Annotated in this window: 17 protein-coding genes; 13 read left to right on the top strand and 4 right to left on the bottom strand. The window is 74.3% G+C overall.

Annotated elements, in window-relative coordinates:
• Window positions 1-18 precede the first annotated feature (18 nt).
• A complete protein-coding gene (locus ACFRAV_RS21780) occupies window positions 19-384 on the top strand; it encodes a hypothetical protein (protein ID WP_382557927.1) in 366 nt (121 codons plus the stop codon).
• Window positions 385-426: 42 nt separating this feature from the next.
• Here ACFRAV_RS21780 and ACFRAV_RS21775 read toward each other — a convergent pair whose 3' ends face one another.
• A complete protein-coding gene (locus tag ACFRAV_RS21775; protein ID WP_382557926.1) occupies window positions 427-1,203 on the bottom strand; it encodes a restriction endonuclease in 777 nt (258 codons plus the stop codon).
• A gap of 183 nt (window positions 1,204-1,386) precedes the next feature.
• On the opposite strand from ACFRAV_RS21775, the gene ACFRAV_RS21770 reads away from it, so the two are divergent.
• The 3 genes from ACFRAV_RS21770 (at window position 1,387) to ACFRAV_RS21760 (ending at window position 4,908) form a co-directional block, all read left to right on the top strand.
• Window positions 1,387-1,812, top strand: coding sequence for a DUF6281 family protein (locus tag ACFRAV_RS21770; RefSeq protein WP_382557925.1), 426 nt, complete (start codon window positions 1,387-1,389; stop codon window positions 1,810-1,812).
• Between the two features lie 157 nt (window positions 1,813-1,969).
• The gene (locus ACFRAV_RS21765; protein WP_382557924.1) at window positions 1,970-4,054 is read left to right on the top strand and encodes an MMPL family transporter; all 2,085 of its coding nucleotides are present in this window, start codon (window positions 1,970-1,972) and stop codon (window positions 4,052-4,054) included.
• Window positions 4,055-4,098: 44 nt separating this feature from the next.
• A complete protein-coding gene (locus ACFRAV_RS21760) occupies window positions 4,099-4,908 on the top strand; it encodes a GNAT family N-acetyltransferase (RefSeq protein ID WP_382557923.1) in 810 nt (269 codons plus the stop codon).
• A gap of 15 nt (window positions 4,909-4,923) precedes the next feature.
• On the opposite strand, the gene ACFRAV_RS21755 is transcribed toward ACFRAV_RS21760, so the two are convergent.
• On the bottom strand, window positions 4,924-6,456 hold the full coding sequence (locus ACFRAV_RS21755) for a von Willebrand factor type A domain-containing protein (RefSeq protein WP_382557922.1): 1,533 nt from the start codon (window positions 6,454-6,456) through the stop codon (window positions 4,924-4,926).
• 269 nt (window positions 6,457-6,725) lie between these two features.
• Entirely contained in the window at window positions 6,726-8,072 is a 1,347-nt protein-coding gene (locus ACFRAV_RS21750; protein WP_382557921.1) for a glycoside hydrolase family 18 protein, read from the bottom strand.
• Window positions 8,073-8,611: 539 nt separating this feature from the next.
• Here ACFRAV_RS21750 and ACFRAV_RS21745 point away from each other — a divergent pair.
• From ACFRAV_RS21745 to ACFRAV_RS21715, 7 genes are all read left to right on the top strand, one after another.
• A complete protein-coding gene (locus tag ACFRAV_RS21745) occupies window positions 8,612-10,177 on the top strand; it encodes a S8 family serine peptidase (protein WP_382557920.1) in 1,566 nt (521 codons plus the stop codon).
• 600 nt (window positions 10,178-10,777) lie between these two features.
• A complete protein-coding gene (locus tag ACFRAV_RS21740) occupies window positions 10,778-11,851 on the top strand; it encodes a DUF4190 domain-containing protein (protein WP_382557919.1) in 1,074 nt (357 codons plus the stop codon).
• 326 nt (window positions 11,852-12,177) lie between these two features.
• Window positions 12,178-12,930: a GntR family transcriptional regulator gene (locus ACFRAV_RS21735; protein ID WP_351114758.1), complete on the top strand. Its 753-nt coding sequence runs from the start codon at window positions 12,178-12,180 to the stop codon at window positions 12,928-12,930.
• A 251-nt stretch (window positions 12,931-13,181) separates the two neighbouring features.
• Window positions 13,182-13,394, top strand: a complete 213-nt coding sequence (locus tag ACFRAV_RS21730) for an SPOR domain-containing protein (protein ID WP_382557918.1) — start codon at window positions 13,182-13,184, stop codon at window positions 13,392-13,394.
• A 24-nt stretch (window positions 13,395-13,418) separates the two neighbouring features.
• Window positions 13,419-13,826, top strand: a complete 408-nt coding sequence (locus tag ACFRAV_RS21725) for a (deoxy)nucleoside triphosphate pyrophosphohydrolase (RefSeq protein WP_382557917.1) — start codon at window positions 13,419-13,421, stop codon at window positions 13,824-13,826.
• Window positions 13,827-13,888: 62 nt separating this feature from the next.
• Window positions 13,889-14,359 (top strand): ATP-binding protein, encoded by a 471-nt coding sequence (locus ACFRAV_RS21720; RefSeq protein WP_382557916.1) that lies wholly within the window; start codon window positions 13,889-13,891, stop codon window positions 14,357-14,359.
• A 188-nt stretch (window positions 14,360-14,547) separates the two neighbouring features.
• Entirely contained in the window at window positions 14,548-17,148 is a 2,601-nt protein-coding gene (locus ACFRAV_RS21715) for a SpoIIE family protein phosphatase (protein ID WP_382557915.1), read from the top strand.
• Window positions 17,149-17,220: 72 nt separating this feature from the next.
• Here ACFRAV_RS21715 and ACFRAV_RS21710 read toward each other — a convergent pair whose 3' ends face one another.
• Window positions 17,221-18,999: a hypothetical protein gene (locus ACFRAV_RS21710; protein WP_382557914.1), complete on the bottom strand. Its 1,779-nt coding sequence runs from the start codon at window positions 18,997-18,999 to the stop codon at window positions 17,221-17,223.
• Between the two features lie 368 nt (window positions 19,000-19,367).
• Here ACFRAV_RS21710 and ACFRAV_RS21705 point away from each other — a divergent pair, with 368 nt between their 5' ends.
• Together ACFRAV_RS21705 and typA are read left to right on the top strand one after the other, a co-directional pair.
• A complete protein-coding gene (locus ACFRAV_RS21705; protein WP_382557965.1) occupies window positions 19,368-21,635 on the top strand; it encodes an ABC transporter family substrate-binding protein in 2,268 nt (755 codons plus the stop codon).
• A gap of 293 nt (window positions 21,636-21,928) precedes the next feature.
• The gene (typA, locus tag ACFRAV_RS21700) at window positions 21,929-23,836 is read left to right on the top strand and encodes a translational GTPase TypA (RefSeq protein ID WP_382557913.1); all 1,908 of its coding nucleotides are present in this window, start codon (window positions 21,929-21,931) and stop codon (window positions 23,834-23,836) included.
• Window positions 23,837-23,903: the final 67 nt, after the last annotated feature.

Raw genomic sequence — 23,903 nt, 5'->3', positions numbered from 1 at the left:
CGACCAGCCCTGTCCCGAGTGCGGGAGCGGATCGAGGCCGACACCCGCTGCGAGTCGGTCGTGACCAGGCTGGGCCGCGAGCGCAATCGCGGTCTGATGAGGACCTCGCGTGCCGCGGACACCGCACGACGGGCCGAGGGCCTGTGGGAGCGGCTGGCCGAGGAGATCGCCTCCGTCCCCGACCACGAGATCGAGCGGCTGCGCCGGGCCCGCGCCCGCCAGGGCCACACCGTCGACTCCACCCACCCGCCCACCCACCTGCGCCGGCGGTGCCTGGCGCTGGGCCCCGCCGAATCCCCCGGATCGACGTCGACGCGGCCCGCGAGGGACGGATCGCCGCCGAACTGGCCGGGGCGCGCCGGACGGTGGCCTGCGAGGTGCTGAAGCCGGTCGGCTGGGCGATCGCGTCGCCCCGGGGCCTGCCGGTCAGGCGGGGGCGGGCGCGCCCCAGGGCGGCAGCGCGGCGCCCAGCGTCCAGGCGAGCAGCGCCTCGCGGTCCAGGCAGAGGATGCCGCACTGCTCGGCGTACTCCAGGGCGGGGGCGGTGAAGTCGCTGGTGGTGACGAGGGCGGCGACGTGCGCCTCGTGGACGGTGAAGCAGGTGCCGCCGAAGCGCTGGAGGTCCTGGGAGCCGACCTTGTTGGTGGTGCTGTAGCGCTTGCACTGCACCACCACCCGGCGGCCGTCCGGGGCGACGGCGAGGACGTCCGCCCCCAGGTCGCCCGCGCCGCCCACCACCTCGACGCCGGTGCAGCCGTCCCGCTCGCACAACGCCGCCACCGCCTGTTCGAACTCGTCGGCGTCCATGGCGTCGTAGTCGGGCAGCGGAGGGAGCGCGACCGTCGGCTCGGGGGCGGAGGCGGGCAGGTCGGTGGTGTGCGCCGGCTCCGCCGGCTCCGTCTCCAGCTCGTCCATCGCCGTCTCGGTGGCGAGGTCGAGCGCGTCGGCGGTGGTGCGGGCCAGCTGGGCGACCGAGCGGCGGCGCCGCCGTCGCCGCACGGCCAGCAGGACGAAGACCGCGAGCAGCGCCAGCACGGCGATCCACCCGGGCCGGCGGCCGATCGCCCCCGCGGCGACCCGGGCCACCAGGCCCAGCATCAGCACCAGCACCGCGAGCAGGCCGAACTGCATCGCCGTCGAGTGCAGGTCGAAGCGGCGACGGCGGCCCGTCGCCGGTATCCGCTCACCGGGTGTGGTGGTCATGCCGTCCTCCCCCTCGCCGTCGCCCGACGGGCCGCCGTCCGGCCGCCGTCGACGGCCGTCTACCCAGGTGACGGCGTTTCACCGAACGCGTGTTCACGGGGTCGTTCGGGACGGTGAACGAAGAGGCGGTCCGCCGCGTCGAGGTTCCGTGGGGCCGGGCGGCCTCCGGAGAGGCGGAAGCTCATGAGACGGGGAACGCGCGTGGCCCGGGCGGCGGGGCCAGCGGTGGGGGCGGTGGCCGCGGTGGGGGTGGCGGTGACGGCCCTGCTGGACGGGACGGTGGTCTGCGGCGGGCGGGAGGAGGCCCTCGCGGCCGCCGACTGCCCGCTGCGGGCGGAGTACGACGGGCGGACGTACCACGACGGGGTGACCCTCAAGGACTTCACCGTCGGGGAGAGGCTCGGCGTCGCCGTCGTCCCGCGCTGCGACGACACCGGCTGCGTCGGGGAGGAGCCGCGGGAGACTCCGGGGCAGGCGACCGGCGCCTACCGGATCGAGGGCATCGACCCGGCCGTGGCGCTCGCGGTGGGCCCGGACCCGGAGAGCGCCGTTCTGGTGGTCTCGGAGGGCGAGGGCACGGACCCGGGGGAGTTGAGCCCCGGGCCCTGACGGCGGTCCACGGCACCGGCGGCCCGCCGCACCGGCGCCGGAGGACGGCGCACCCAACCGCGGGGGATGGGGCGCGCCAGGCGGGGCACCGGGCACTCGGAACCGTAGGGTCCGCACAGGGCGGCAAGACCTGACGGTGCAGCGGAGGAGACAGCCCATGCAAGCATCCCGCCGGTGGCGGCGGCTCGTTCCCGTCCTGCTCGTGGTGGTCGTCTGGTTGCTGGCGGGAGGCCTCCTCGGTCCGTACGCCGGCAAGCTCAGCGGCGTCGCCACCAACGACCAGGCCGCGTTCCTGCCCGAGAGCGCGGAGTCGACCAAGGTCGCGGAGGAACAGCGGAGGTTCCAGCGCGACGAGACCGTGCCCGCCATCCTCGTCTGGGTGGCCGAGGAAGGACGCGTCACTGCGGCCCAGCGCCAGGCCGCCGGAGAGGCGCTCGCCGAGGCCGCCAGGACACCCGGCGTGAAGGCCGACACCCCCGGCGCCGGGCAGCTGATCCCCTCCGAGGACGGGCGGGCCCTGTCCGCCGTGCTGCCGCTGGAGTCCGCCGACGAGGAGGAGTCCAAGGCCGCCGTCGACTCCATCCGCTCCGACGCCGCCCGGGTCGACGGCATGAACGTCTACGTCACCGGCCCGGCCGCCACCCGCGCCGACCTCTCCGAGGCCTTCGCGGGGATCGACGGCATCCTGCTCCTGGTGGCGCTCTGCGTGGTGCTGCTCATCCTGCTGGTCGTCTACCGGAGCGTCCTGCTGCCGCTGGTCGTCATCATCACGTCGGTGTTCGCGCTCTCCCTCGCCTGCGCCGTCGTCTACGCGCTGGCCCGGCGGGACGTGGTCTCCGTCGACGGTCAGGTGCAGGGCATCCTCTTCATCCTGGTGATCGGCGCGGCCACCGACTACGCCCTGCTGCTCACCGCCCGGTTCCGCGAGGAACTCACCCTGGGCCACGAGAAGTACGCCGCGATGCGCACCGCCCTGCGGCAGACCGCCGGCGCGGTCACCGCGAGCGGGCTCACGGTCGCCCTCGGCCTGCTGGCCCTGATGGTCAGCGACCTCTCCAACAACCGCGCGCTCGGCCCGGTCGGCGCGATCGGCGTGGTCTGCGCGATGGCCGCCGCGCTCACCTTCCTGCCCGCCGTCCTGGTCCTGCTGGGCAACGCCGCCTACTGGCCCACCCGTCCCGCCTCGGCCAAGGCCAAGGACCGCCGCGAACACGGTCTGTGGCACCGCGTGGCGGACCTGGTGGACCGCCGGCCGCGCCGGATCTGGATCACCGCACTGATCGGCCTCGCCGCCTGCGCCGCCTTCTCCCCGCTGCTCAACGCCAAGGGGACCCCGCTGGACGAGATCTTCGTCAACGACGCCCCCTCGGTGACCGGGCAGCAGGCGCTGGGGCGGCACTTCCCCGCCGGCTCCGGCAACCCCGCGGTGATCGTCGCCCGCGCCGACAAGGTCCAGGAGGTCACCCGGGCGGCCGCCGCGACCGAGGGCGTCAGCCGCGCCGTGCCGGTCTCCGCGGAGGGCCCCGGGCGCGGGAAGCCGCTGGTGGTCGACGGCGAGGTGCGGATCGACGCCACGCTGGAGGCGGCCGCGGACAGCGACGCCGCCAAGGCGACCGTCCCCCGGCTGCGCGACGCCGTGCACGAGGTGAAGGGCGCCGACGCGCTGGTCGGCGGCTACACCGCCCAGCAGTACGACACCCAGGCCACCGCCGCGCGGGACCGCACGCTGATCGTGCCGGTGGTGCTGGCGATCATCCTGGTGATCCTCGTGGTACTGCTGCGGGGCCTGCTCCTGCCCGTCCTGCTGGTGCTCACGGTGGGCCTCAACTACCTGGCCACCCTCGGCGTGACCGCGCTGCTCTTCCGCTTCGGCTTCGGCTTCACCGGCACCGACGCCTCCGTGCCGCTGTACGGGTTCGTGTTCCTGGTGGCGCTGGGCGTCGACTACAACATCTTCCTGATGACCCGGGTCCGCGAGGAGACCCTGCGGCACGGCACCCGGGAGGGCATCCGCACCGGGCTCGCCGCCACCGGCGGGGTGATCACCTCGGCGGGCGTGGTGCTGGCCGCCACCTTCGCGGCGCTCACCGTCATCCCGCTGGCCTTCATGGCGTTCATCGCCTTCATCGTCGCGTTCGGCGTGCTGCTGGACACGCTGGTGGTGCGCTCGCTGCTGGTGCCGTCGCTGGCGCGGGACCTCGGGTCGCGGGTGTGGTGGCCCAACCGGTCGATGCGGCCCTGATATTCGGTTGCCCCCGGGAGGGCGGGGCCGCAGAGTTCGCCCCCATGGACCATGCCACCGCCCTCCTGCGGGCCTACGACACCCAGCTGCGCACCGACGCGGAGACCTCCAGCGCCCTCGCCGTGACCCGGCTGGGCCCGCTCCACCTCGCCCGCTACGAGGGCGGCCGCGGCTTCGTCACCTACCAGGACCTCGGCCGCCCCGACGCCGCCGAGGTGCGCCGGCTGGTCGCCGGGGCGGTGGAACACTTCCGGGCGGACCCCTCGGTGGTCCGCGCGGAGTGGAAGACCCGCGGCCACGACCACGCGCCCGGCCTCCACGAGACGCTGCTGGAGCACGGGTTCGTCCCCGAGGACCCCGAGTCGGTGATGGTCGGTGACGCCCGCGCGCTCGCCGTCGAGGTCCCGCTGCCGCCGGGCGTGACGCTGCGGCAGGTGACCGGGGAGGCGGACGTCCGCGCCATGTGCCGCATGCAGGCCGAGGTGTTCGGCCACGCCGCCGACGGGGGCGCCCGCGACGCCGACGAGCAGCTGCGGCGGCTGGCCGCGGGCGAGGACCTGGAACTGTGGGTCGCCGAGACGGAGGACGGCCGGGTGGTGAGCGCCGGACGGCTCGAGCCGGTGAAGGGCACCGAGTTCGCGGGGATCTGGGGCGGCTGCACCCGGAAGGAGTGGCGCGGCCGGGGCGTCTACCGGGCCCTCACGGCCGCGCGGGCCCGGTCCGCGATCGCCCGCGGCAAGCGGCTGGTCCACAGCGACTCCACCGAGTACAGCCGCCCCATCCTCGAACGCTACGGCTTCCTCCGGGTCACCACGACGACGCCGTACGAATGGTCCCGCGGCCCGGGGCAGTGACCGGGCCGCGGGGCGTCACTCCCCGCCGCGGAGGGCGACCGCCTGGTGGAGCGCCTCGGCGAGTTCCCGCACCTGCGGGTCCTCCGTGCGCTCCGCCAGCGCGTCCGCGTGGTCCGCGAGGCTCGACAGCTTCGGCGTCGCGGGGCCGAACCCGCTCTCCCGCAGCGCCGCCGCGAAGTGCGCCGCCACCGCCGTGACCTGGAACCGCGCCGACGCCTCACGGACCGAGGCGTGCAGCGCGCCGGTCCCCAGCGACCGCGAGGCCTCCCGGGCCTCCTTCGTCTCCGGGTCCAGCCACCGCACCGTCGCGGTGGCCAGGCGCCCCGACTTCCCCTCCTTCAGCCGCACCGCGTACAGGGCGGTGACCGTGTGCCCGGGGCCGACCTCGCCCCCGTCGACCCGGTCGTCTCGGAAGTCCTCGTCGGCCACCCGCCGGTTCTCGTAACCGATCAGCCGGTGCTCGGACACCGTCCGGGGGTCGAAGGCCACCTGTGCCTTGGCGTCCCGCGCCACCAGGTCCACGTTGCGGGGCAGGTCCTCGGAGAAGACCCGCTCCGCCTCCTCGGTGGAGGAGACGTAGACGGTGTGGCCGTCGCCCCGGTTGGTGAGCCGCTCCATCAGGTCGTCCCCGTACTCGCTGCCCACGCCCACCCCGAAGAGGGTGATCCCGTTGTCCTTCCGGGCGTGCGCCACCTCCTGGAGGATGTCGTCGGCGTCCGTCTCCCCCGTGTTGGCCAGGGCGTCCGACATCAGCACCACCCGGTTGGTGGCGCCGTCGCGCAGCCCGTCCAGCGCCGCGGTGTACCCGGCGCGCACACCCGCGGCCAGGTTGGTGGAGGACAGCGCCTCCAGCCGGTCGACGGCGTCGCGGACCTCGCCGCGGTGCCCGCCGACGCGGGTCATCGGCAGGACGGTCTCGGCCTCGTCGCTGAAGGCGACCAGCGCGACGGAGTCCTCGTCACGCAGCCGGCCGGCCATCGTGCGCAGACCCTCCTGGACCAGGTCGAGCCGGCCCTCGTCGGCCATCGAGCCGGAGACGTCCACGACGAAGGTGAGCGCGGCCGGCTTCCGTTCACCGTCACCGGCGCCCGGTTCGGGCCGGGTGGCCAGCCCCACCCGCATCAGCGCCCAGCCCGCCTCCCCGGCCCGCGCCCCGTCCAGGCTCACCGAGAAGCCGTCGCCCTTCGGCCTGCGGTAGTCCTGCCGGAAGCTGTTGACGAACTCCTCCGCCCGCACCGTCGACGGCTCGGGCAGCCGCCCGTCGGCCAGCGCACTGCGGGCGTAGCCGTAGGAGGCGGTGTCCACGTCCAGCGCGAACGTGGACAATTGGTCGCCGCCCCGGTCGTCCTCGCCGCGTGAGGGCGCGGCGGAGGGGGCGGGCGCGCCCTCCTGGGCGGCGGACTTGTCCTGTGCCACGCCGCTGCCGCTGCCGCTCCCCGAGCAGCCGGTGAGCAGCAGCCCCGCGGCCGCCGCCCCCGCGAGCAGGGCGCGCAGCCGGCGCGGGCCGGCCGGCGCGGTGACGGTTCCTGTCGTGTGCGGGATGCTCATCTCCCGTTCCCCCCTGGGATGTCGGCGTCCTCGGACGCCTGTGGAGTGCCCTTGTGCCACTGTGACGCGGGGGAGCGGCGGAACGTGCGGCACGGCCGGTTGCGCTTCGGTATCGGAGCGGACACGGTGTGCCGCGCCCGTGACCGGCCCGTGAGCGGCAGGAGACGTTCCGCTCACGGGCCGGCGCGGGCGCGAGGACGGAGCCGCCCGCGCCCGCCCCGGCAGGCGGGTGCGGACGCGGGCGGCCATCGGCGGTGCGCCGCGGGGGATCAGCCGTTCAGACCCTTGTCCAGGGCCTTGATCAGCTCTCCGTCCGGGGTGTCCCCGTCGAGCGACCAGATCATCGCCCCGCCGAGCCCGCGGGACTTCACGTACGCGGCCTTGCGGGCCAGCACCTGCGGATCGTCGTAGGTCCACAGCGTGGTGCCGTCGAAGATCCAGGCGTGGCCGCCGGCGCGGTCCCGGTGGACGGTGAAGCCGCCCGAGCCGGCCAGCGCCTTGAGCTCCTCGTAGTCGGCGTAGCCGTTCGCCCAGAGCGCGGGCGCCGGGCCCGCGGCCGGCTGCCCGAGGCCGTCGCCGCCGCCGCTCACGCCGGTCCAGCCCTGGCCGTAGAAGGGGACGCCCACCACGAGCTTGCGCAGCGGGGCGCCCCGCTTGCGCCAGGCCTCCACGGTGCCGTGGACGCTGTAGTCGCCGGCCGCGAACAGGGCGGACTGCTGGGCGGTGACCGGCTCGCCGCTGACGTGGAAGTCGTAGCCCTGCAGGGTCACGAAGTCCAGGTCCCGCATGATCCTCGGGACGTCGAAGCCCGCGTCGATCTTGGCCTCGGCGGTGGGCACGAACGCGGACAGGTCGTAGTGCTTGTCCTGCCGCCGGCCGAGCGCGTCGAGCTGCCGACGGAACTCCGCGACCAGCTTGGTGAAGTTCCTGCGGTCCTCCGGACGGAAGACCGTGTCGGTGTCGCCGGAGGAGCCGGGCCACTCCCAGTCGAGGTCGATGCCGTCGAAGACGCCGGCCGCCGAGCCCGGGCCGCCGCGGCCGCTGTCCGCGGGCAGGTCGCCCTTCAGGTACAGGTCGACGCAGGAGGAGACGAAGCGCTTGCGGGAGGCCTCGGTGCGGGCCGCGTCGGAGAAGTGGGTCGACCAGGACCAGCCGCCCAGCGAGATCATCACCTTGAGGTCCGGGTGCTTCTCCTTGAGCTTCTTCAGCTGCAGGAAGTTGCCCGCCAGCGGCTGGTCCCAGGTGTCGGCCACGCCGTCCACCGAGTCCGCGGCGGCCACCGGCCGCACGTAGTCCGCCCAGGCGTCGGCCTCGCCGGGGATGTTGCCCGTCAGGCACTCGCCCTGCGGACTCACGTTGCCGAAGGCGTAGTTGAGGTGGGTCAGCCGCTCGGCCGTACCGCTGAGGTCGACGTCCTGGACCTGGTAGTCACGGCCGTAGACGCCCCACTGGGTGAAGTAGCCGACCTGCCGCGGGGTGTGGTGCGAGCGGGACGAGGCGGTGGTGGAGGGCGCGTCGCCGGGAGCGGCGGACGAGGCCGGGGCGAGCCCGACGACCAGTGCGAGCGCGGGAGCGACAACTCCCGCTGCGGAGAAGAGTCTTCGAGGCAGACGCATGCGCGGAAGCTATTGGTCTGGACCACGTGGGTCAAGGGGGAAGGGGTGAACGGGAGGAGTGGGAGGAGGAGTTGAGAGCTCCGGGGCGGGTAGGCGGGCGGCGTGAAGGTGACTCTGTGTGCCGGGTGGCCGTCGGGGCGAGGGGTGGGCGCCGGTGCCCGGAAAGCGGTCCGCTGGGCGCGTGGGCGCGGTTCGTGCCAGGTCAGACCAATGGCGCCGCATGCCGGAAGCGCGGCGGTGTGCTCCCGCGCGGAGAGGTGTGACCCTCGTCTCGTTTACCGAGCGTGTGTGTGCCGTTTGGTGGCGTTGTGTCGTCCCGCTATATGAAACCGGTGTTACGGCCGTGCGAAAGTCGGCCGGTGACGCCGCGGAGCCTCTTGTGCAATCCGCGTAGACCCACCAATCTTTCGGCTTGGCGACAGGGAAGCCGTCGAGGTCGATCCGACCATGATTGGCATGTACCTGTTCGCCGTTCGTGCCCCGGGGCGGACCCGACCGGTCCTCCCGACACCGCTCCCCCCAGCAGGAGGAACCCTCGGATGGCAGTCATGCGGAGCTCCCGTAGCAGAATGCTCGCCGGCGTCGGCGCCCTGGTCGCGGCCGCCCTCACCGGCGGCCTGGTCACCGCGCTTCCCGCCCAGGCTGCCGGGGCCACCGGCACGATCGCCTACGCGAACGCGGACAACGCGGTCAAGGGCAGCTACATCGTCACGCTGAAGTCGGACACCAAGGCCGGCTCGGCCAAGGGCAAGGACGTCGCCAAGAAGCACGGCGCCCAGGTCGAGAAGACCTTCCGCAAGGCGGTCAACGGCTACACGATCGAGGCCACCGAGGCCGAGGCCGCCAAGCTGGCCGCCGACCCGGCCGTCGCGCTGGTCGAGCAGAACCGCACCTTCACCACCTTGACGACGCAGACCAACCCCACCTGGGGCCTGGACCGCATCGACCAGACCGCGCTGCCGCTGAACAGCTCGTACACCTACGACGACACGGCCGGCGCCGGCGTCACGGCGTACGTCATCGACACCGGCGTGCGCATCTCGCACACCGACTTCGGCGGCCGTGCCCGCAACGGTTACGACGCGGTCGACGGCGACAGCGTCGCCCAGGACGGCAACGGCCACGGCACCCACGTCGCCGGCACCATCGCGGGCTCCACCTACGGTGTGGCCAAGAAGGCGAACATCGTCGGCGTCCGCGTGCTGGACAACAACGGCGAGGGCACCACCGCCGGGGTGATCGACGGCGTCGACTGGGTCGCGTCCAACGCGGTCAAGCCGGCCGTCGCCAACATGTCCCTCGGCGGCGGCGCCTCCACCACCCTGGACACCGCGGTGCGCAACGCCATCGCCTCCGGCGTGACCTTCGCGGTCGCCGCGGGCAACGAGTCCGTCACCGCGACCGGTTCGCCGGCCCGGGTGAGCGAGGCCATCACCGTCGGCGCCACCACCAGCACCGACGCGCGCGCCAGCTACTCCAACTACGGCTCGGCCCTGGACATCTTCGCCCCCGGCTCGTCCATCACGTCGACCTGGAACACCGGCGACTCGGCGACCAACACCATCTCCGGCACCTCGATGGCCACCCCGCACGTCGCGGGCGCCGCGGCGCTGTACCTGGCCGACAACACCTCGGCCTCGCCGGCGACGGTCGCCTCGGCGCTGATCGCCAACTCGGTCTCCGGCAAGGTCACGAGCCCGGGCACCGGTTCGCCCAACCGCCTGCTGTACGTGGGCGCGGGCGGCACCACCCCGCCGGCCGGCAAGTCGTTCAGCAACGCCACGGACTACACGATCGGCGACAACAAGACCGTCGAGTCCTCGATCACCGTCAGCGGCGTCACCGGCAACGCGCCGGCCACCCTGCAGGTGCCGGTCAACATCGTCCACACCTACATCGGTGACCTCCAGGTCCAGCTGATCGCCCCCGACGGCTCGGCCTACACGCTGAAGGCGTACGGCACCGGCACCTCCACGGACAACATCAACACCACCTACACGGTGAACGCCTCCTCCGAGGTGGCCAACGGCACGTGGAAGCTGCGGGTCAGCGACAACGCCGCGGGCGACACCGGCTACATCAACAGCTGGGGTCTGACCTTCTGAGGTCGTCCTGTCCCGTCCCACCGCCCCGCCCCCGTCACGTCCGTCGTGACGGGGGCGGGGCCTTTGGGGTGCCAGGAGCCGGTGGACACCCGGTCGGTGGGGGAAAGACCGCTCGATTAGCATGCGCTCCTCACCCCCGCGGGCCCCGGCACCCGCGCCGACGCGACACCGCCCACCCCGCACGAGGAGCACCGCCCAGTGGCCACCGAACCGCCCACCCCGCCGCCGCACCCCGGCAGTCCCGAGCGCGACGGCGCGGACGCCGCCGCACCCACACCCCCGGCGGTGTCCTTCAGCAAGCCCGCGGCCACCTCGGGCGACCAGCCCTCACCTGTCGAGCCGTCCGCGCCCTCCGACGCCATGCCGACCCCCGCGCGTTCCGATGCCGTGCCGCCCCCCGCCCCGGTCGGCCCGCCGCCGGCGCCCGTGGTCCCGCCGGCGCCCGCGGCCCCACAGGACCTGTGGGCCCCGCCGGAGCCCGGGAGCGTTCCGCGGGCGCCCGCGCCCCCGGCCCCCGCGCCCTGTCCCGGGTCGCCCGCCGGAGGGTTCGGGCCGCCGACGCCGCCCGGTCCGCACGGCGCGGGTCCGTACCCGTACGGCGTGCCCGCGCCGTTCGGCCAGTTCGCCCCGCAGAAGCCGCCCTACAACGGTCTGGCGATCACCGCCCTGGTGCTCGGCCTGCTGTGCTGCGTCCCGCTGGTCGGCGTGATCCTCGGCGTGATCGCCCTTGCGCAGATCAGGAAGACGGGGCAGCGCGGCAAGGGCCTGGCCGTCGCCGGCATCGCGCTCTCCACGATCGGCACGCTCCTCACCGTGCTGTTCTTCACCACCGGTGGGTGGACGTCGTTCAAGGGCGGCTTCGAGGAGGGCCTCCGCGAGACCGACGCCACCGCCACGCTCCAGCCGGGCGACTGCTTCGACCGGCCGGGCGACTGGGACGGCGTGGAGGAGGACGCGCAGGCCGACCTGATCGAAGAGGTGTCCTGCGACGTTCCCCACGACGGCGAGGCCTTCGCGCGCTTCGATCTCAGTGAGGACGCCTACCCCGGGCAGGACGGCGTGATCGACGAGGCCGACCGGCGCTGCGTCGCGCATCTGTCCCGGTACGCCATGGACGCGTGGAAACTCGCCCCCGAGGCGGCGGACTACTTCTACAACTACCCGTCGCAGGCCGCCTGGTCGCTCGGCGACCGCTCCGTCGTCTGCGCCGTCGCCGCGGAGGAGGGACAGTTGGCCGGGCCGGTGCGGCTGGACGAAACCGTCCTCGGCGGCGACCAGCTGGCCTACCTGGAGCCGGTCGCGGGTCTCAACACCGCACTCGCCGGGGCGCCGTTCGCCGGCGTGGACGAGGATCTGGCCGCCCACCAGGAGTGGGCGGCCGAGGTGACCGGCGAACTCTCGGCCGTATCGCGGGCGTTGCGGGACCATGACTGGGACCCCGGGGCGAGCCCGGCCGCCGGGCAGCTCGCGGACCAGGTCGACGTGGCCCGCGGCCTGTGGGAGGAGCTGGACAGCGCGAGGAGTGCCGACGAGTTCCGCGTCGGCTGGTCGGCGGCCCTCTTCGCGCTCACCGACCGCACCGACGGCGCGAAGGACCTGCGGAAGGCGCTGAAGCTGAGCACCGAGCGTCCGGAGGCCGACTCCGACACCGTGACCCCCGCCGGCGCCCTCTAGGCACCGCCCGCCTCCCGTCCGCCCCCGCCGTGGTTCGCCGCGACGGGGGCGGTGTCGTGCGGCCGGTTCCGCTCCGTGAGGTGACGAGCCCCGGCGCACGGGCGTCCGCCTGTGGCGCCCGGGCGCGCCGGGCGTACCGGAACGCGCCGGGACAGGCCGTGGGCGGCGGACTGAACGGGGCCCACGCTGGGCAGGGATTGCCCGTCCAGAGCCTGGTCAACCGTGGTTCATCACATCGAGTGAAACGCTGGCCCTTGCTTGCGTGCAGATACTCACGGTTGCCACTCTGTGGCTGCCTGTACAGCCCGAGCGAAGCGGAGCGGCCAGTGACATTCGGTGAGCAGCCGGCGTATCTGCGCGTCGCGGGTGATCTCCGGAAGAAGATCGTCGACGGCTCGCTCGCGCCGCACACCCGACTCCCCTCGCAGGCCCGGATCCGCGAGGAGTACGGGGTCTCCGACACGGTCGCCCTGGAGGCCCGCAAGGTGCTGATGGCCGAAGGGCTGGTCGAAGGCCGTTCCGGCTCCGGCACCTACGTGCGCGAGCGCCCGGTGCCGCGCCCGGTCGCCCGCTCCGGTTACCGCCCGGCGGGCGGCGCCAACCCGTTCCGCCAGGAGCAGGCCGACGAGAAGTCCCGCGGCACCTGGGAGTCCCGCAGCGAGCAGGCCGAGGCGGAGCCGGAGATCGCCGAGCGGCTGCGTATCGAGCCCGGGGACCGGGTGATGCGCACCCGCTACGTGTTCCGCGAGAACGGGGAGCCGATGATGCTCTCCACCTCCTTCGAGCCCCTCGAGGTCACCGGGCGGACCCCCGTGATGCTGCCGGAGGAGGGGCCGCTCGGCGGGATGGGCGTGGTCGAGCGGATGGCCGGGATCGACGTCGTGGTCGACAACGTCACCGAGGAGGTGTCGGCCCGCCCCGGGCTGGCCGAGGAACTGCTGGAACTGGGCGGCGTGCCCGGCCACGTGGTGCTGGTGATCCGCAGGACGTTCTTCGCCTCGGGGCGGCCGGTCGAGACCGCGGACGTGGTGGTTCCGGCCGACCGGTACCGGGTCTCCTACCATCTTCCGGTGCGGTAACTCCCTTACCGGCCGCGGTGGGCGGCCTGTCGCGGGCGTCGGATTTCGGACGACCTGATGGCCTGTGGGCTGTTCCGCGGCACGGGAGCGTGAAGGTCAGGCGTGCGCCGGAGGGGGGCGTGCGCCCCCTCGTTATGGCCGGTTGCCTGCCTCTTTGGCTGAAGTCGTGTTCGCTGCGTGAAGGTTGGGCGTACGCTCGGGCATATGCGTACAGCGGTTTCATCGGCGAGGCCGGCAATCGGAGAGGCGCGATGAGCGACGGCACGATCACCCTTCCCTGGCAGGTCATCCGCCAGGACGACAACGGCAACCGCTACCGGGTGGGCCAGTACGCCACGCGCGCGGAGGCCCAGAAGATCGCCGACAACCTCGACTCGCGCGGGCCCAAGCAGCTGTACTGGGTCGAGCGGATCGGCGGGACCGCGGGTCCGGCCGGCTTCCCCGGCCCGTCCGGCGCGGCCTGAGCCGCGCCCCTTATGCTCCGACGCATGACGGCTGATGTCACCGTGGTCGGGGCGGCCCTCTTCGACGAGGGCAGACTGCTGGCCGCGCGCCGCAGCGCGCCGCCCGAGCTGGCGGGCCGCTGGGAGCTGCCCGGCGGCAAGGTGGAGAAGGGCGAGGCGCCCGAGCAGGCCCTGGTGCGCGAGCTGCGCGAGGAACTGGGCGTCGAGGCGCGCACCGTCGGGCGGGTCCCCGGCGAGTGGCCGCTGCGCGAGCCCTATGTCCTGCGGGTCTGGACGGCCCTCCTGGAGCCGGGATCCCCCGCCCCCGAACCGCTGCAGGACCACGACGTGCTGCGCTGGCTGTCCCCCGGGGAGATCTGGGACGTCGACTGGCTGGACCAGGACGTGCCGGCCGTGCGCGAGGCGCTGGAGCACCGTCCCGCCGCCCGCTGAACATTCCCGAACATCCCGGCGAATCTCACGGTAATCACCTTTCTGTGCGGGTATGAGCCCTTATGTCATCGGTCGTCCGGTGGGCGGTCGGGCTCTTCCGGGGAGAGGTGGTCGTGGTGCTCGACGCACGGGAGACGCACCGCGCCGACTGGACCTTCCCGTCGTCGCCCCGCGCGGTGCCGGCCGCCCGGTCGGCGGTCGTGCGACGGTTGGAGCAGTGGGGCCTGGACGGCGTGCGGGACACCGCGGCCCTGCTCGTCACCGAAGTGATCACCAATTCCGTCCGGCACGGACGGGGCGGCCCCATCGACCTGGCGATCCTCGGCCCGGGTCCCGGCGGGGGCGGCCAGGGGACCGTGCGGATCGAGGTCCGCGACGAGGACCCCCTTCCGCCGCGGCCGCGGGAGGAGGTGCGGCCGGAGGACGAGAGCGGACGCGGACTGCTGCTCCTCACCTCCTTCGCGAGGGCGTGGGGTGTGCACCCAGGACCCCGGGGGAAGACGGTGTGGTTCGAGCTGGCGGTGCCCGGGTGAGGGCCCCGCGCCGGTCGCGGCTCGAGATCTCTCAGGCCACTCGACGTGCTGGCGGTTCGGGCGGGATATGGGTGGTTAGGAGACCGGGGGAGTGAAGGACGGTGTCGCACGGCGGCGCGGTGCTGGATACTGCGGGCAGCCGCCCGAGGTGACCGGCCCGGGTGGGTGTGCTGGAGGGGACGGTTCGCGTGGGCGGGATACCACCGAGGGGCCCGGGAGAAGAGGCCCCGGAGGTCGACGGGGTGTGGCAGAGCGGGCCGCCCGGATCTCTGAGCGACGCGCTGGGCATCGCCACGTTCTCACTCGGCCCGGACGGGCTGGTCGACCAGTGGAGCGCCCGCGCCGAGAGTCTGCTCGGCGTGCCGGCCCGGCTGGCCGTCGGACGCGACCCGGTGGAGACCTTCGTACGGCCCGAGCTGCGCGGCGGCGTCCGCCGCAAGATGGCCGAGATACTCGACGGCCGTGAATGGACCGGCGTCGTCCCCTACCTCCGGCCCGCCGAGGGCGCCGAGGGCGCCGGAAGCGCCGACGGTACGGCGGACCGCCCGGGCCAGAGCGCCGGCCGGACCGAGGCCCTGGCCGAGATCCACGTGATGCCGACCCGCAACGCCGAGGGGGAGCGCGCCGCGCTCTGTCTCGTGATCGACGTCCGCACGCTCCAGGGACTCGAGGCGGACCTGGCCGCCTCCCAGGCGATATTCGGACAGTCCCCGTTCGGCTTCCTGCTGATCGACACCGACCTGCGGATCCAGCGCGCCAACCAGCGCTTCGCCTCGGTCTTCGGCGGCCGCCCCGAGGACCACCTCGGCCACGGCGTCCACGACTACCTGGCGCCCCCGGAGGCCGAACGCGTCGCCACCGCGCTGCGCCAGGTCCTGGAGACCGGTCACTCGGTCACCGACATGCACGTCACCGGCAGCGTCGGCGACGGGGCGGAGCCCCGCGACTGGTCGATCAACCTCTACCGCGTGCACGCCGGCAGCGGCCGCCCGATCGGCGTGGCCTGGCTCGGCATCGACGTCACCGCCCGCAAGGAGGCCGCCCGCGAGGCCGCCGCGGCCCGCCGCAACCTGCAACTGCTCAACGAGGCCGGCGCCCGCATCGGCAACAGCCTCGACCTGCAGACCACCGCGCGCGAGCTGCTGGACGTCGTCGTCCCGCACTTCTGCGACCTGGCCACCGTCGACCTCTACGAGGCGCTCCTCGTGGGCGACGAGGCCGCCCCCGGGCTCGCCGACGGCAGCGCCGCGCTGCGCCGGGTCGGCTTCTCCAGCGCCGTCGCCGATCTGGCCTTCCCCGCCGACGACGCGCCCCACGAGGTCGGCACGGTGCACCACTACCCGTTCAACTCCCCCTGCGCGGACGCGCTGCGCACCGCCGAGCCGCGGCTGGTGCCGCCCACCGGGGGCCACCGCAGGACCCTCTCCACACTGGCCGTGCCGATGGTCGCCCACGACACCGTGGTCGGCCTGGTGAAGTTCGCCCGGGTCACCGGCAGCGAGCCCTTCGGCGAGCGGGACCGGGCGCTGGCCGCGCAGCTGGCCTCCCGGGCCGCCGTCTGCATCGACAACGCGCGCCTGTACCGGCGCGAGCACCAGCGGGCGCTGATCATGCAGCGCTCCCTGCTGCCGCCGGGCGACCCGGAGGCGGCGGGCCTGGACATCGCCTGCCGCTACCTCCCCGGCAGCTCCACCGCCGAGGTGGGCGGCGACTGGTTCGACGTGATCGAGCTGCCCGGTCACCGCACCGCCCTGGTGGTCGGCGACGTGATGGGCCGAGGTCTGCGGGCCGCCGTCGCCATGGGCGAGCTGCGCACCGCCGTCCGCACCCTGGCCCTGCTCGACCTCAGCCCCGCCGAGGTGCTGGGCGCGCTCGACGAGATCGCCCGCGGCCTCGGCTCGCCGGGACTGCCCGCGCAGAAGAGCGGCCGCACGGCACGGCGGCCGGACGGCGCCGACCCGGCCGAGGTGTACCTCGCGACGTGCGTCTACGCCGTCTACGACTCGGTCACCCGGCGCTGCGTCTTCGCGAATGCCGGGCACCTGCCGCCGGTGGTCGTGGAACCGGGCGGCCGCCCCGGGCGCATGCTGGAGGTGCCGCCCGGGATGCCGCTGGGCGTCGGGGGCGAACCGTTCGAGGAGGTCGAGGTCGAACTCCCCGACGGGGCGCTGCTGGCCCTGTACACCGACGGCCTGGTCGAGTCCCGCCACCAGCCGCTGGACGACGGGCTCGACGCGTTCGTCGCCGCGATCACCGACCCGACACGGCCGCTGGAGGAGGTCTGCGACCAGGTCCTGGGCGCGCTGGACACCCACCACGGCGAGGACGACATCGCGCTGCTGCTGGCCCGGATCCGCGGACTGCCGCGCGAGGCGGTGGGGGACTGGACCTTCCCCGCCGAGGCGCGCAGCGTCGGCCGGGCCCGCGACCACACGCGCGAGCAGCTGGCCTCGTGGGGACTGGACGCGCTGGACGACACGGCCGAGCTGCTGGTCAGCGAGCTGGTCACCAACGCGCTGCGGTACGGCGAGGGCGACATACGGCTGCGGCTGCTGCTGGACCGGACGATGGTGTGCGAGGTGTGGGACGCGGGGCTGGTGCAGCCGCGGCGGCGGCGCGCGCGGGACACGGACGAGGGCGGCCGGGGGCTTCAGCTGGTGCAGCTGCTGTCCGCGGCCTGGGGGTCGCGGCGCACCCACCGGGGCAAGACCGTCTGGTTCGAGCTCGCCCTGCCCAAGGCCGGCGCCCCCGCCCCCGACCCCACCGCGGCCTTCCTCGACCTCTTCTGAGAACTCTTCCGAGACCTCTTCCGACCGCCCGGGTCCCCCTCCGGCCGCCCGGGCGCGTCGTCCCCGGCGCGATCAGGGGGCGATGCCGCCCGGGTCGGCCTCGCGGGGGGCGGTGGTGGAGCCGCGGCGCCCACGGGTGACGGGGCCGCCGAAGGAGCCGGGCGGCCCCCCGTCCGCGCCGCCGCCCAGCAGCACACCCCCGAGCACCGCGCCGCCGACGCCCCCGCCCTGCGGCCCGTACGCGTCCCGGTACGCCCGCACGTCCTCCTCCGCCAGCCTCCGCGCCTGCCGCGCCAGCCCGTCCGCGTCCCGCGCGTCCTCCGGCGCCCGCTCCTGCACCGCGCGGCCCAGCAGCCGGTGCGCCTCGGCCAGCCGCACCCGGGCCCGCACCCCCACCGCACCGCGGTGCGCCCCCACGTAGTCCTCGGCGGCCGCCGCGGAGCAGCGCGCCACCAGCACCGCCGCCGGGAACAGCGCGTCGTCCTCCCCGGGCGGCACCGCCTCCGGCAGCGGCACCGCCGTGGTCGCCGTCCGCACCACCCGCCGCAGCACGTCCAGCGGGTCGCACGCCCCCTGGTCCACCTCCGCCCGCAGCGCCGCCAGCGCGTCCTTGCCCACCCGGGCGAACGCCGCCTCGAAGGTCTGCGGGATCGCCTCGTCGGCCTCGGCCAGCTCCGCCGCCAGCCGGTCCACACCGTTCACCAGTGCGCCGACCTGCGAGATCGCCCCCTCGGCGGCCCGCAGGTGCATCGCCGCGGCGACCGGGTCGCCCAGGTCGCCGGTCTGCCGTGACCGGTTGAGCCGGCTGGTCGCGAAGACCAGCCGCTCCTTGGCCAGCTCCATCTGACCCGACACCGTCATCACCGCGGACGGCGCGTACCGCGCCCCGATCGCCGCCAGATTGGCCTCGCTCGCGCCGACCCGCCCGGTCAGGGCGCGGAACCGCTGCTCCGCCACGGTCAGCGCCTCGGGGATGCCGGTCCCGTCCTCCAGGGCGCGCAGCCGGTCGAACTCCTCGGACTCCTCGTCCAGCCGCCGCCCCACCGCACGGCACCGCTCCAGCACGTCGTGCAGCACGGCGATCCGCCCGGGCCCGGGCGGCGTGCCCTCGGCGGGCGGCTCGCCGGCGTCGTGGAGCAGGGCGAACACCGCGGCGACCTCGCTCTCGGCGCCGCGGACCGCGCGGGCGAAGCCCTGGACGGCGGCCGCACCGAATCTCGCCTCGGCGAACCCCAGCTCCTCGCGGCTGGTGTGCACGCAGTCGTCGGCCGCGACCAGCGCCGCCCCGGCCCGCGCCTCGAGCTCCGGGACCGGCACGTCGCCGCGACCCGACCTGGCCCGCAGCCGGGTCAGCGCGCCGCCCTGCACGGCGGGCTCGGGCGGCGCCCCGGCGGCCGGCGCGGCGGGGGAGTCCGCCCCGGTGCGCACGGTCCGGGTCCGGGAGCGCCGGGTGCGGCGGACGTAGCCGTACCCGGCCAGTACGCCGACCGCGCCCCCGATCGCGACCGGCAGCGCCACGTCGGCCACCGACGCGGCGGCCCGCGCCGCGGCGGGGCTCCCGGCCGGTCGCGCGGCGACACCGGCGCCCCGGTCGGCGGCGGGGCGGTGCGTCCGGTCGGCGGCGGAACCCCGTGCCGTCCCGGCCGGACCCCCGGCGGATCCGCGGGCACGGTCGGCCGCGGGATCCTCGACCCGCCCGTCGGCCGCCGCCGCGGCCACCGTGGCGGTCGCCGCGGCGGCGGGCGGGCTCCACGCCGGGGTGGTCAGGAGGAGAAGGAGGGCGGCGGCCCTGGCCGGCAGAGGGGTGCGCCGGTGGGGCCGGGTGCGGGGCGATGGTGACGGGGTGGGCATCACAGAGGGGAGCGTATGGCCGGGTGCGTCCGCTCGCGACCGGTATGCGTCTGAATCAGGCCATGTGCAGGTCGCGGAGTGGACGCGAAGTGATCGACAGCGGTCCGGTCCGCATCACCGCACCCCCGCGCCCGCAACGGCCTCGGCCCCTCCCCGTTCGGCCGCACGTTGCTCCCAACGGGTGGGATCCGCGGCGAACTGTCGCCGAGTCGGGGGACAGGAGTGCGTGATGTCGCCTTCAGTGAGCCATAAATCTCATCGGTAAATCGGGAAAATCGACCGCAGGCCGCGTTGCCCGGACGTACGAGGAGCGGCTCGCCCCGGAGGCAGCAGTGACGTACCACCACCGTGTCGGACCGCGCGCCGTCATGCGCTCGGTCGTCTTTCTCACCGCGGGCCTGCTCGCGGTGACCACACTGTCCGGCTGCGGCTCCGGGGAGCGGTCGAGCGAGCCGCTGGCCGGCCCGGACATCGCGCCCGCCACCCGTGACCGGATCAAGGACGGCGGCACCCTCCGCTGGGCCGTCGACTCCGTCCCGCAGACCCTGAACACCTTCCAGTCCGACGCCGACGCCACCACCACCCGCGTCGCCCAGGCGGTGCTCCCCGCCATGTTCCGGCTGGACTCCCGGGGCCGCCCGCAGCGCGCCGCCGAGTTCCTGGAGTCGGCGGAGGTGGTGCGGACCGAGCCCAAGCAGGTGGTGCTCTACAAGCTCGACCGGGCGGCGGTCTGGAGCGACGGCAGGAAGCTCGGCGCGGCCGACTTCGCCGCCCAGTGGCAGGCGCTCTCCGGACGCAACAGCGCCTTCTGGACCGCCCACAACGCGGGCTACGACCGGATCGAACGGGTCCGGCGCGGCAAGACCGACCAGGAGGTCGAGGTCACCTTCGCCCGCCGCTACGCCGACTGGCGCTCGCTGTTCACCCCGCTGTACCCCAAGGACGTCATGGGCACTGCCGAGGCCTTCAACAACGGGGCCCGCAACGAGCTGCGGGTGACCGCCGGTCCCTTCGCCGTGAAGGAGGTCGACCGGAAGGGAGGCGACGTCACCCTGGAGCGGAACAGGCGGTGGTGGGGCGACGCCGCCAAGCTGGACCGGATCGAGCTGCGCGCGGTGCCGCGCGAGAAGCGGACGGCCGAGCTGGTCGCGGGCAGGCTGGACGTGGCCGAGGTGGACGCCGCCCAGGCCCGCCGGATCACCTCCGCGGCCCCCGGCCCCAAGGGCAGCCCCGCGCCCGGCGGGTCCGGCCGGCCGCTGATGGGCCCCGGCGCCGCGAAGGCGGCCGCGCCCCTGCTGCTGACCGGCGCGCCCGGGGCGGGCGCCGCCGGCACGGTGCGGGCCGCCGCGGCCACCCTGTCCTGGGCCGCCCTGCACGGCTCCGACGCCAAGGCCGCCGCGGCCGAGCGGACGGCGCGCGCGAAGCGGGCCGAGGCGGAGAAGAAGTTCGCCGCCGAGCAGCAGGGACTGGCGCGGTACACGGTGCGCAAGTCCCTGGAGCCCGCCTACACCCAGCTCGCCCTCAACGGCTCCCAGGGCCCGCTCGCCGACGAGCGGGTGCGCCGCGCGGTGGCCAGGGCGCTGGACCGCGAGGAACTGGCGAAGACCGTGCTGGGACCGCTGGGCCTGCCCACCGATCCGGTCGGCAGCCACGTCGCGCTCGCCGGGCAGCCGTACTACGCCGACGGCAGCGGGGCCCTCGGCGGCCACGACACCGAGAAGGCGCTGTCGCTGCTGGCCGAGGCCGGCTGGAAGGCGGGCGGCCCGGTCAAGGAGAAGCCGCCCGCCGGCGTGGCGGGCGCGGCGGGCAACGGGCCCGGCGGGAAGCCCGTGACCTCGCCGTCCCCCGGCGCCTCCCGCCCGGCGGGTACCGGCGACTCCACCGGCGCCCCCTCCGCCCCGGCGTCGTCCTCGTCGTCCGAGCCGTCCGAGCCGTCCTCACCGTCCCCCTCGGTCGCCGAGGAGGACGACGGTGACGCGACCTACGTGGTCGGGGAGGACAACAAGCCCGCCCGGGACGCGCACGAGCAGCAGGGCGGCGGCATGCCCGGCGCCTACGCCCCGCGGGGCACCGCGGCGCCCGCCGGCGCGGAGACGGCGCAGCTCGCCAAGGACGGCCGCCCGCTCTCGCTGCGGTTCGTGCTGCCGTCCGGCCCGGGCTCGGAGTCGCTGCGGGCGGTCGGCGACCGCGTCCAGCAGATGCTGCGGCGGGTCGGTATCCGCACCGAGATCACCCGGGTGCCGGACGACGGCTACTTCAAGGACCACGTCGCCAACGGCCAGTACGACCTGGCGCTGTACTCCTGGCCGGTCTCGGCCTACCCGGCCACCGACGCCCGGCCGATCTTCGCCAAGCCGGTCCCGGCGGCCGACGGGTCGCTGGTCGTCGAGCAGAACTACACCCGGGTCGGCACGGACGAGGTGGACCAGCTCTTCGACCGGGCCGTCGCCGAGCTGGACGAGGAGGAGGGGCGCGAGCTGATGCGGCGGGCCGACGAGCGGATCTGGACGGCGGCCGGGTCGGTCCCGCTGTACCAGCGGCCGCAGCTGGTGGCCGTCGGTCGCACCGTCGCCAACGCCGGGGCGTTCGGGTTCGGCACCCCCGTCCACGAGGACATGGGTTTCCTGAAGAAGTGATCCCCGCCCGCCGCGGCCCCGCCCCTCCCCGGGAGCGGGGCCGCTCCGGCACGGGCTGCCCACCGCCCCGGGCGCCGCAGGGACCGGCGACGGGCGCCGCACGGGCCGGCGGGCGGCTCGGCGGAGGCGGACAAATGGGCGATGAGCTGGGCAGACTCTCCCTGGGGCGGGAAAAGCCGCCGTACCCCCGTACGATGGGGTAAGGCCGTGGCGTGCAACAGCCCGGCAGAAGGCCCCGCGCCACCCACCGAGGCGTGCGTCGGCCACCTCACACTCCGGGAGATAGTCGCAATATGGCCACGCGCCACGACATCCGTAACGTCGCCATCGTCGCCCACGTCGACCACGGCAAGACGACCATCGTCGATGCCATGCTCAAGCAGGCCGGCGCCTTCGCCGCGCACCAGCTGGAGTCCGTCGACGACCGCGTCATGGACTCGAACGACCTGGAGCGTGAGAAGGGCATCACGATCCTCGCCAAGAACACGGCGGTGAAGTACCACCCCAAGGACGGCGGGGAGCCCATCACCATCAACATCATCGACACCCCCGGCCACGCCGACTTCGGCGGCGAGGTCGAGCGTGGTCTGTCGATGGTGGACGGCGTCGTCCTGCTGGTGGACGCCTCCGAGGGTCCGCTGCCGCAGACCCGCTTCGTGCTGCGCAAGGCGCTGATGGCCCGCAAGCCCGTCATCCTGTGCATCAACAAGACGGACCGCCCCGACGCCCGGATCGACGAGGTCGTCAACGAGACCTACGACCTGTTCCTCGACCTGGACGCCGACGAGGAGCAGATCGAGTTCCCGATCGTCTACGCCTGCGGCCGTGACGGCGTCGCCTCGCTGACCAAGCCCGCCGACGGCACGGTCCCCGAGGACAGCACCAACCTGGAGCCGTTCTTCTCCACCATCCTGGAGCACATCCCGGCGCCGACGTACGAGGAGAGCGCCCCGCTCCAGGCGCACGTCACCAACCTGGACGCCGACAACTTCCTCGGCCGCATCGCGCTGCTGCGCGTGAAGAACGGCGAGCTGCGCAAGGGCCAGTCCGTGGCCTGGATGAAGCGCGACGGCTCGGTGACGAACGTCCGCATCAGCGAGCTGCTGATGACCGAGGCGCTCACCCGCAAGCCGGCCGAGGTGGCCGGCCCCGGTGACATCTGCGCCGTCGCGGGCATCCCCGAGATCACCATCGGCGAGACGCTGGCCGACCCGGAGAACCCGGTCGCCCTGCCGCTGATCCAGGTGGACGAGCCGGCCATCTCCATGGTCATCGGCACCAACACCTCCCCGCTGGTCGGCCGCGGCGCCACCGGCAAGGGCGCCGACAACAAGGCGGCCGTCAAGGACCGCAAGGTCACCGCCCGCCAGGTCAAGGACCGCCTGGACCGCGAGCTCATCGGCAACGTCTCGCTCCGCGTCCTGGACACCGAGCGCCCCGACGCCTGGGAGGTGCAGGGCCGCGGCGAGCTGGCGCTGGCCATCCTGGTCGAGCAGATGCGCCGCGAGGGCTACGAGCTGACCGTCGGCAAGCCGCAGGTGGTCACCAAGGAGGTCGACGGCAAGGTCCACGAGCCCGTCGAGCGCCTGACCGTCGACGTGCCCGAGGAGCACATGGGCGCCGTCACCCAGCTCATGGGCGTCCGCAAGGGCCGCATGGACAACATGTCGAACCACGGCTCCGGCTGGGTGCGCCTGGAGTTCGTCGTGCCCTCCCGCGGTCTGATCGGCTTCCGCACGGAGTTCCTGACCCAGACCCGCGGCACCGGCATCGCCCACTCCATCCACGAGGGCCACGAGCCCTGGTTCGGCACGCTGACCACGCGCAACAACGGCTCGCTGGTCGCCGACCGCTCCGGCGCCGTCACCGCCTTCGCGATGACCAACCTCCAGGAGCGCGGCGTGCTCTTCGTGGAGCCGGGCACCGAGGTGTACGAGGGCATGATCGTCGGCGAGAACTCGCGCTCCGACGACATGGACGTCAACATCACCAAGGAGAAGAAGCTCACCAACATGCGGTCGGCCTCGGCCGACTCGTTCGAGGCGATCGTGCCGCCGCGCAAGCTGTCGCTGGAGCAGTCCCTGGAGTTCTGCCGCGACGACGAGTGCGTCGAGGTGACCCCGGAGGCCGTCCGCATCCGCAAGGCCGTCCTCGACCAGCGTGACCGCGCCCGCTCGGCCTCCCGCGCCAAGCACTCCTGACCCACCGCGCCGGCCGCCACGCGGCCGCGCACGGCCTGTTCCCGGAAGCCCGGGCGCCCCGACGGGG

Source organism: Streptomyces sp. NPDC056600, from assembly GCF_042792855.1.
In the GTDB taxonomy this organism is placed as follows: Bacteria; Actinomycetota; Actinomycetes; order Streptomycetales; family Streptomycetaceae; genus Streptomyces.
Note: the sequence above shows the minus strand (reverse complement) of the source record. Positions and strands in the feature narration are given on the sequence as shown.

What these genes read in the sequence shown, in the direction of transcription:
- ACFRAV_RS21775 (WP_382557926.1), bottom strand. Translation starts at nt 1,203, where the DNA reads ATGACCACCACACCCGGTGAGCGGATACCGGCGACGGGCCGCCGTCGC.
- ACFRAV_RS21770 (WP_382557925.1), top strand. Translation starts at nt 1,387, where the DNA reads ATGAGACGGGGAACGCGCGTGGCCCGGGCGGCGGGGCCAGCGGTGGGG.
- ACFRAV_RS21765 (WP_382557924.1), top strand. Translation starts at nt 1,970, where the DNA reads ATGCAAGCATCCCGCCGGTGGCGGCGGCTCGTTCCCGTCCTGCTCGTG.
- ACFRAV_RS21760 (WP_382557923.1), top strand. Translation starts at nt 4,099, where the DNA reads ATGGACCATGCCACCGCCCTCCTGCGGGCCTACGACACCCAGCTGCGC.
- ACFRAV_RS21755 (WP_382557922.1), bottom strand. Translation starts at nt 6,456, where the DNA reads ATGAGCATCCCGCACACGACAGGAACCGTCACCGCGCCGGCCGGCCCG.
- ACFRAV_RS21750 (WP_382557921.1), bottom strand. Translation starts at nt 8,072, where the DNA reads ATGCGTCTGCCTCGAAGACTCTTCTCCGCAGCGGGAGTTGTCGCTCCC.
- ACFRAV_RS21745 (WP_382557920.1), top strand. Translation starts at nt 8,612, where the DNA reads ATGGCAGTCATGCGGAGCTCCCGTAGCAGAATGCTCGCCGGCGTCGGC.
- ACFRAV_RS21730 (WP_382557918.1), top strand. Translation starts at nt 13,182, where the DNA reads ATGAGCGACGGCACGATCACCCTTCCCTGGCAGGTCATCCGCCAGGAC.
- ACFRAV_RS21725 (WP_382557917.1), top strand. Translation starts at nt 13,419, where the DNA reads ATGACGGCTGATGTCACCGTGGTCGGGGCGGCCCTCTTCGACGAGGGC.
- ACFRAV_RS21720 (WP_382557916.1), top strand. Translation starts at nt 13,889, where the DNA reads ATGTCATCGGTCGTCCGGTGGGCGGTCGGGCTCTTCCGGGGAGAGGTG.
- ACFRAV_RS21710 (WP_382557914.1), bottom strand. Translation starts at nt 18,999, where the DNA reads ATGCCCACCCCGTCACCATCGCCCCGCACCCGGCCCCACCGGCGCACC.
- ACFRAV_RS21705 (WP_382557965.1), top strand. Translation starts at nt 19,368, where the DNA reads ATGCGCTCGGTCGTCTTTCTCACCGCGGGCCTGCTCGCGGTGACCACA.
- typA (WP_382557913.1), top strand. Translation starts at nt 21,929, where the DNA reads ATGGCCACGCGCCACGACATCCGTAACGTCGCCATCGTCGCCCACGTC.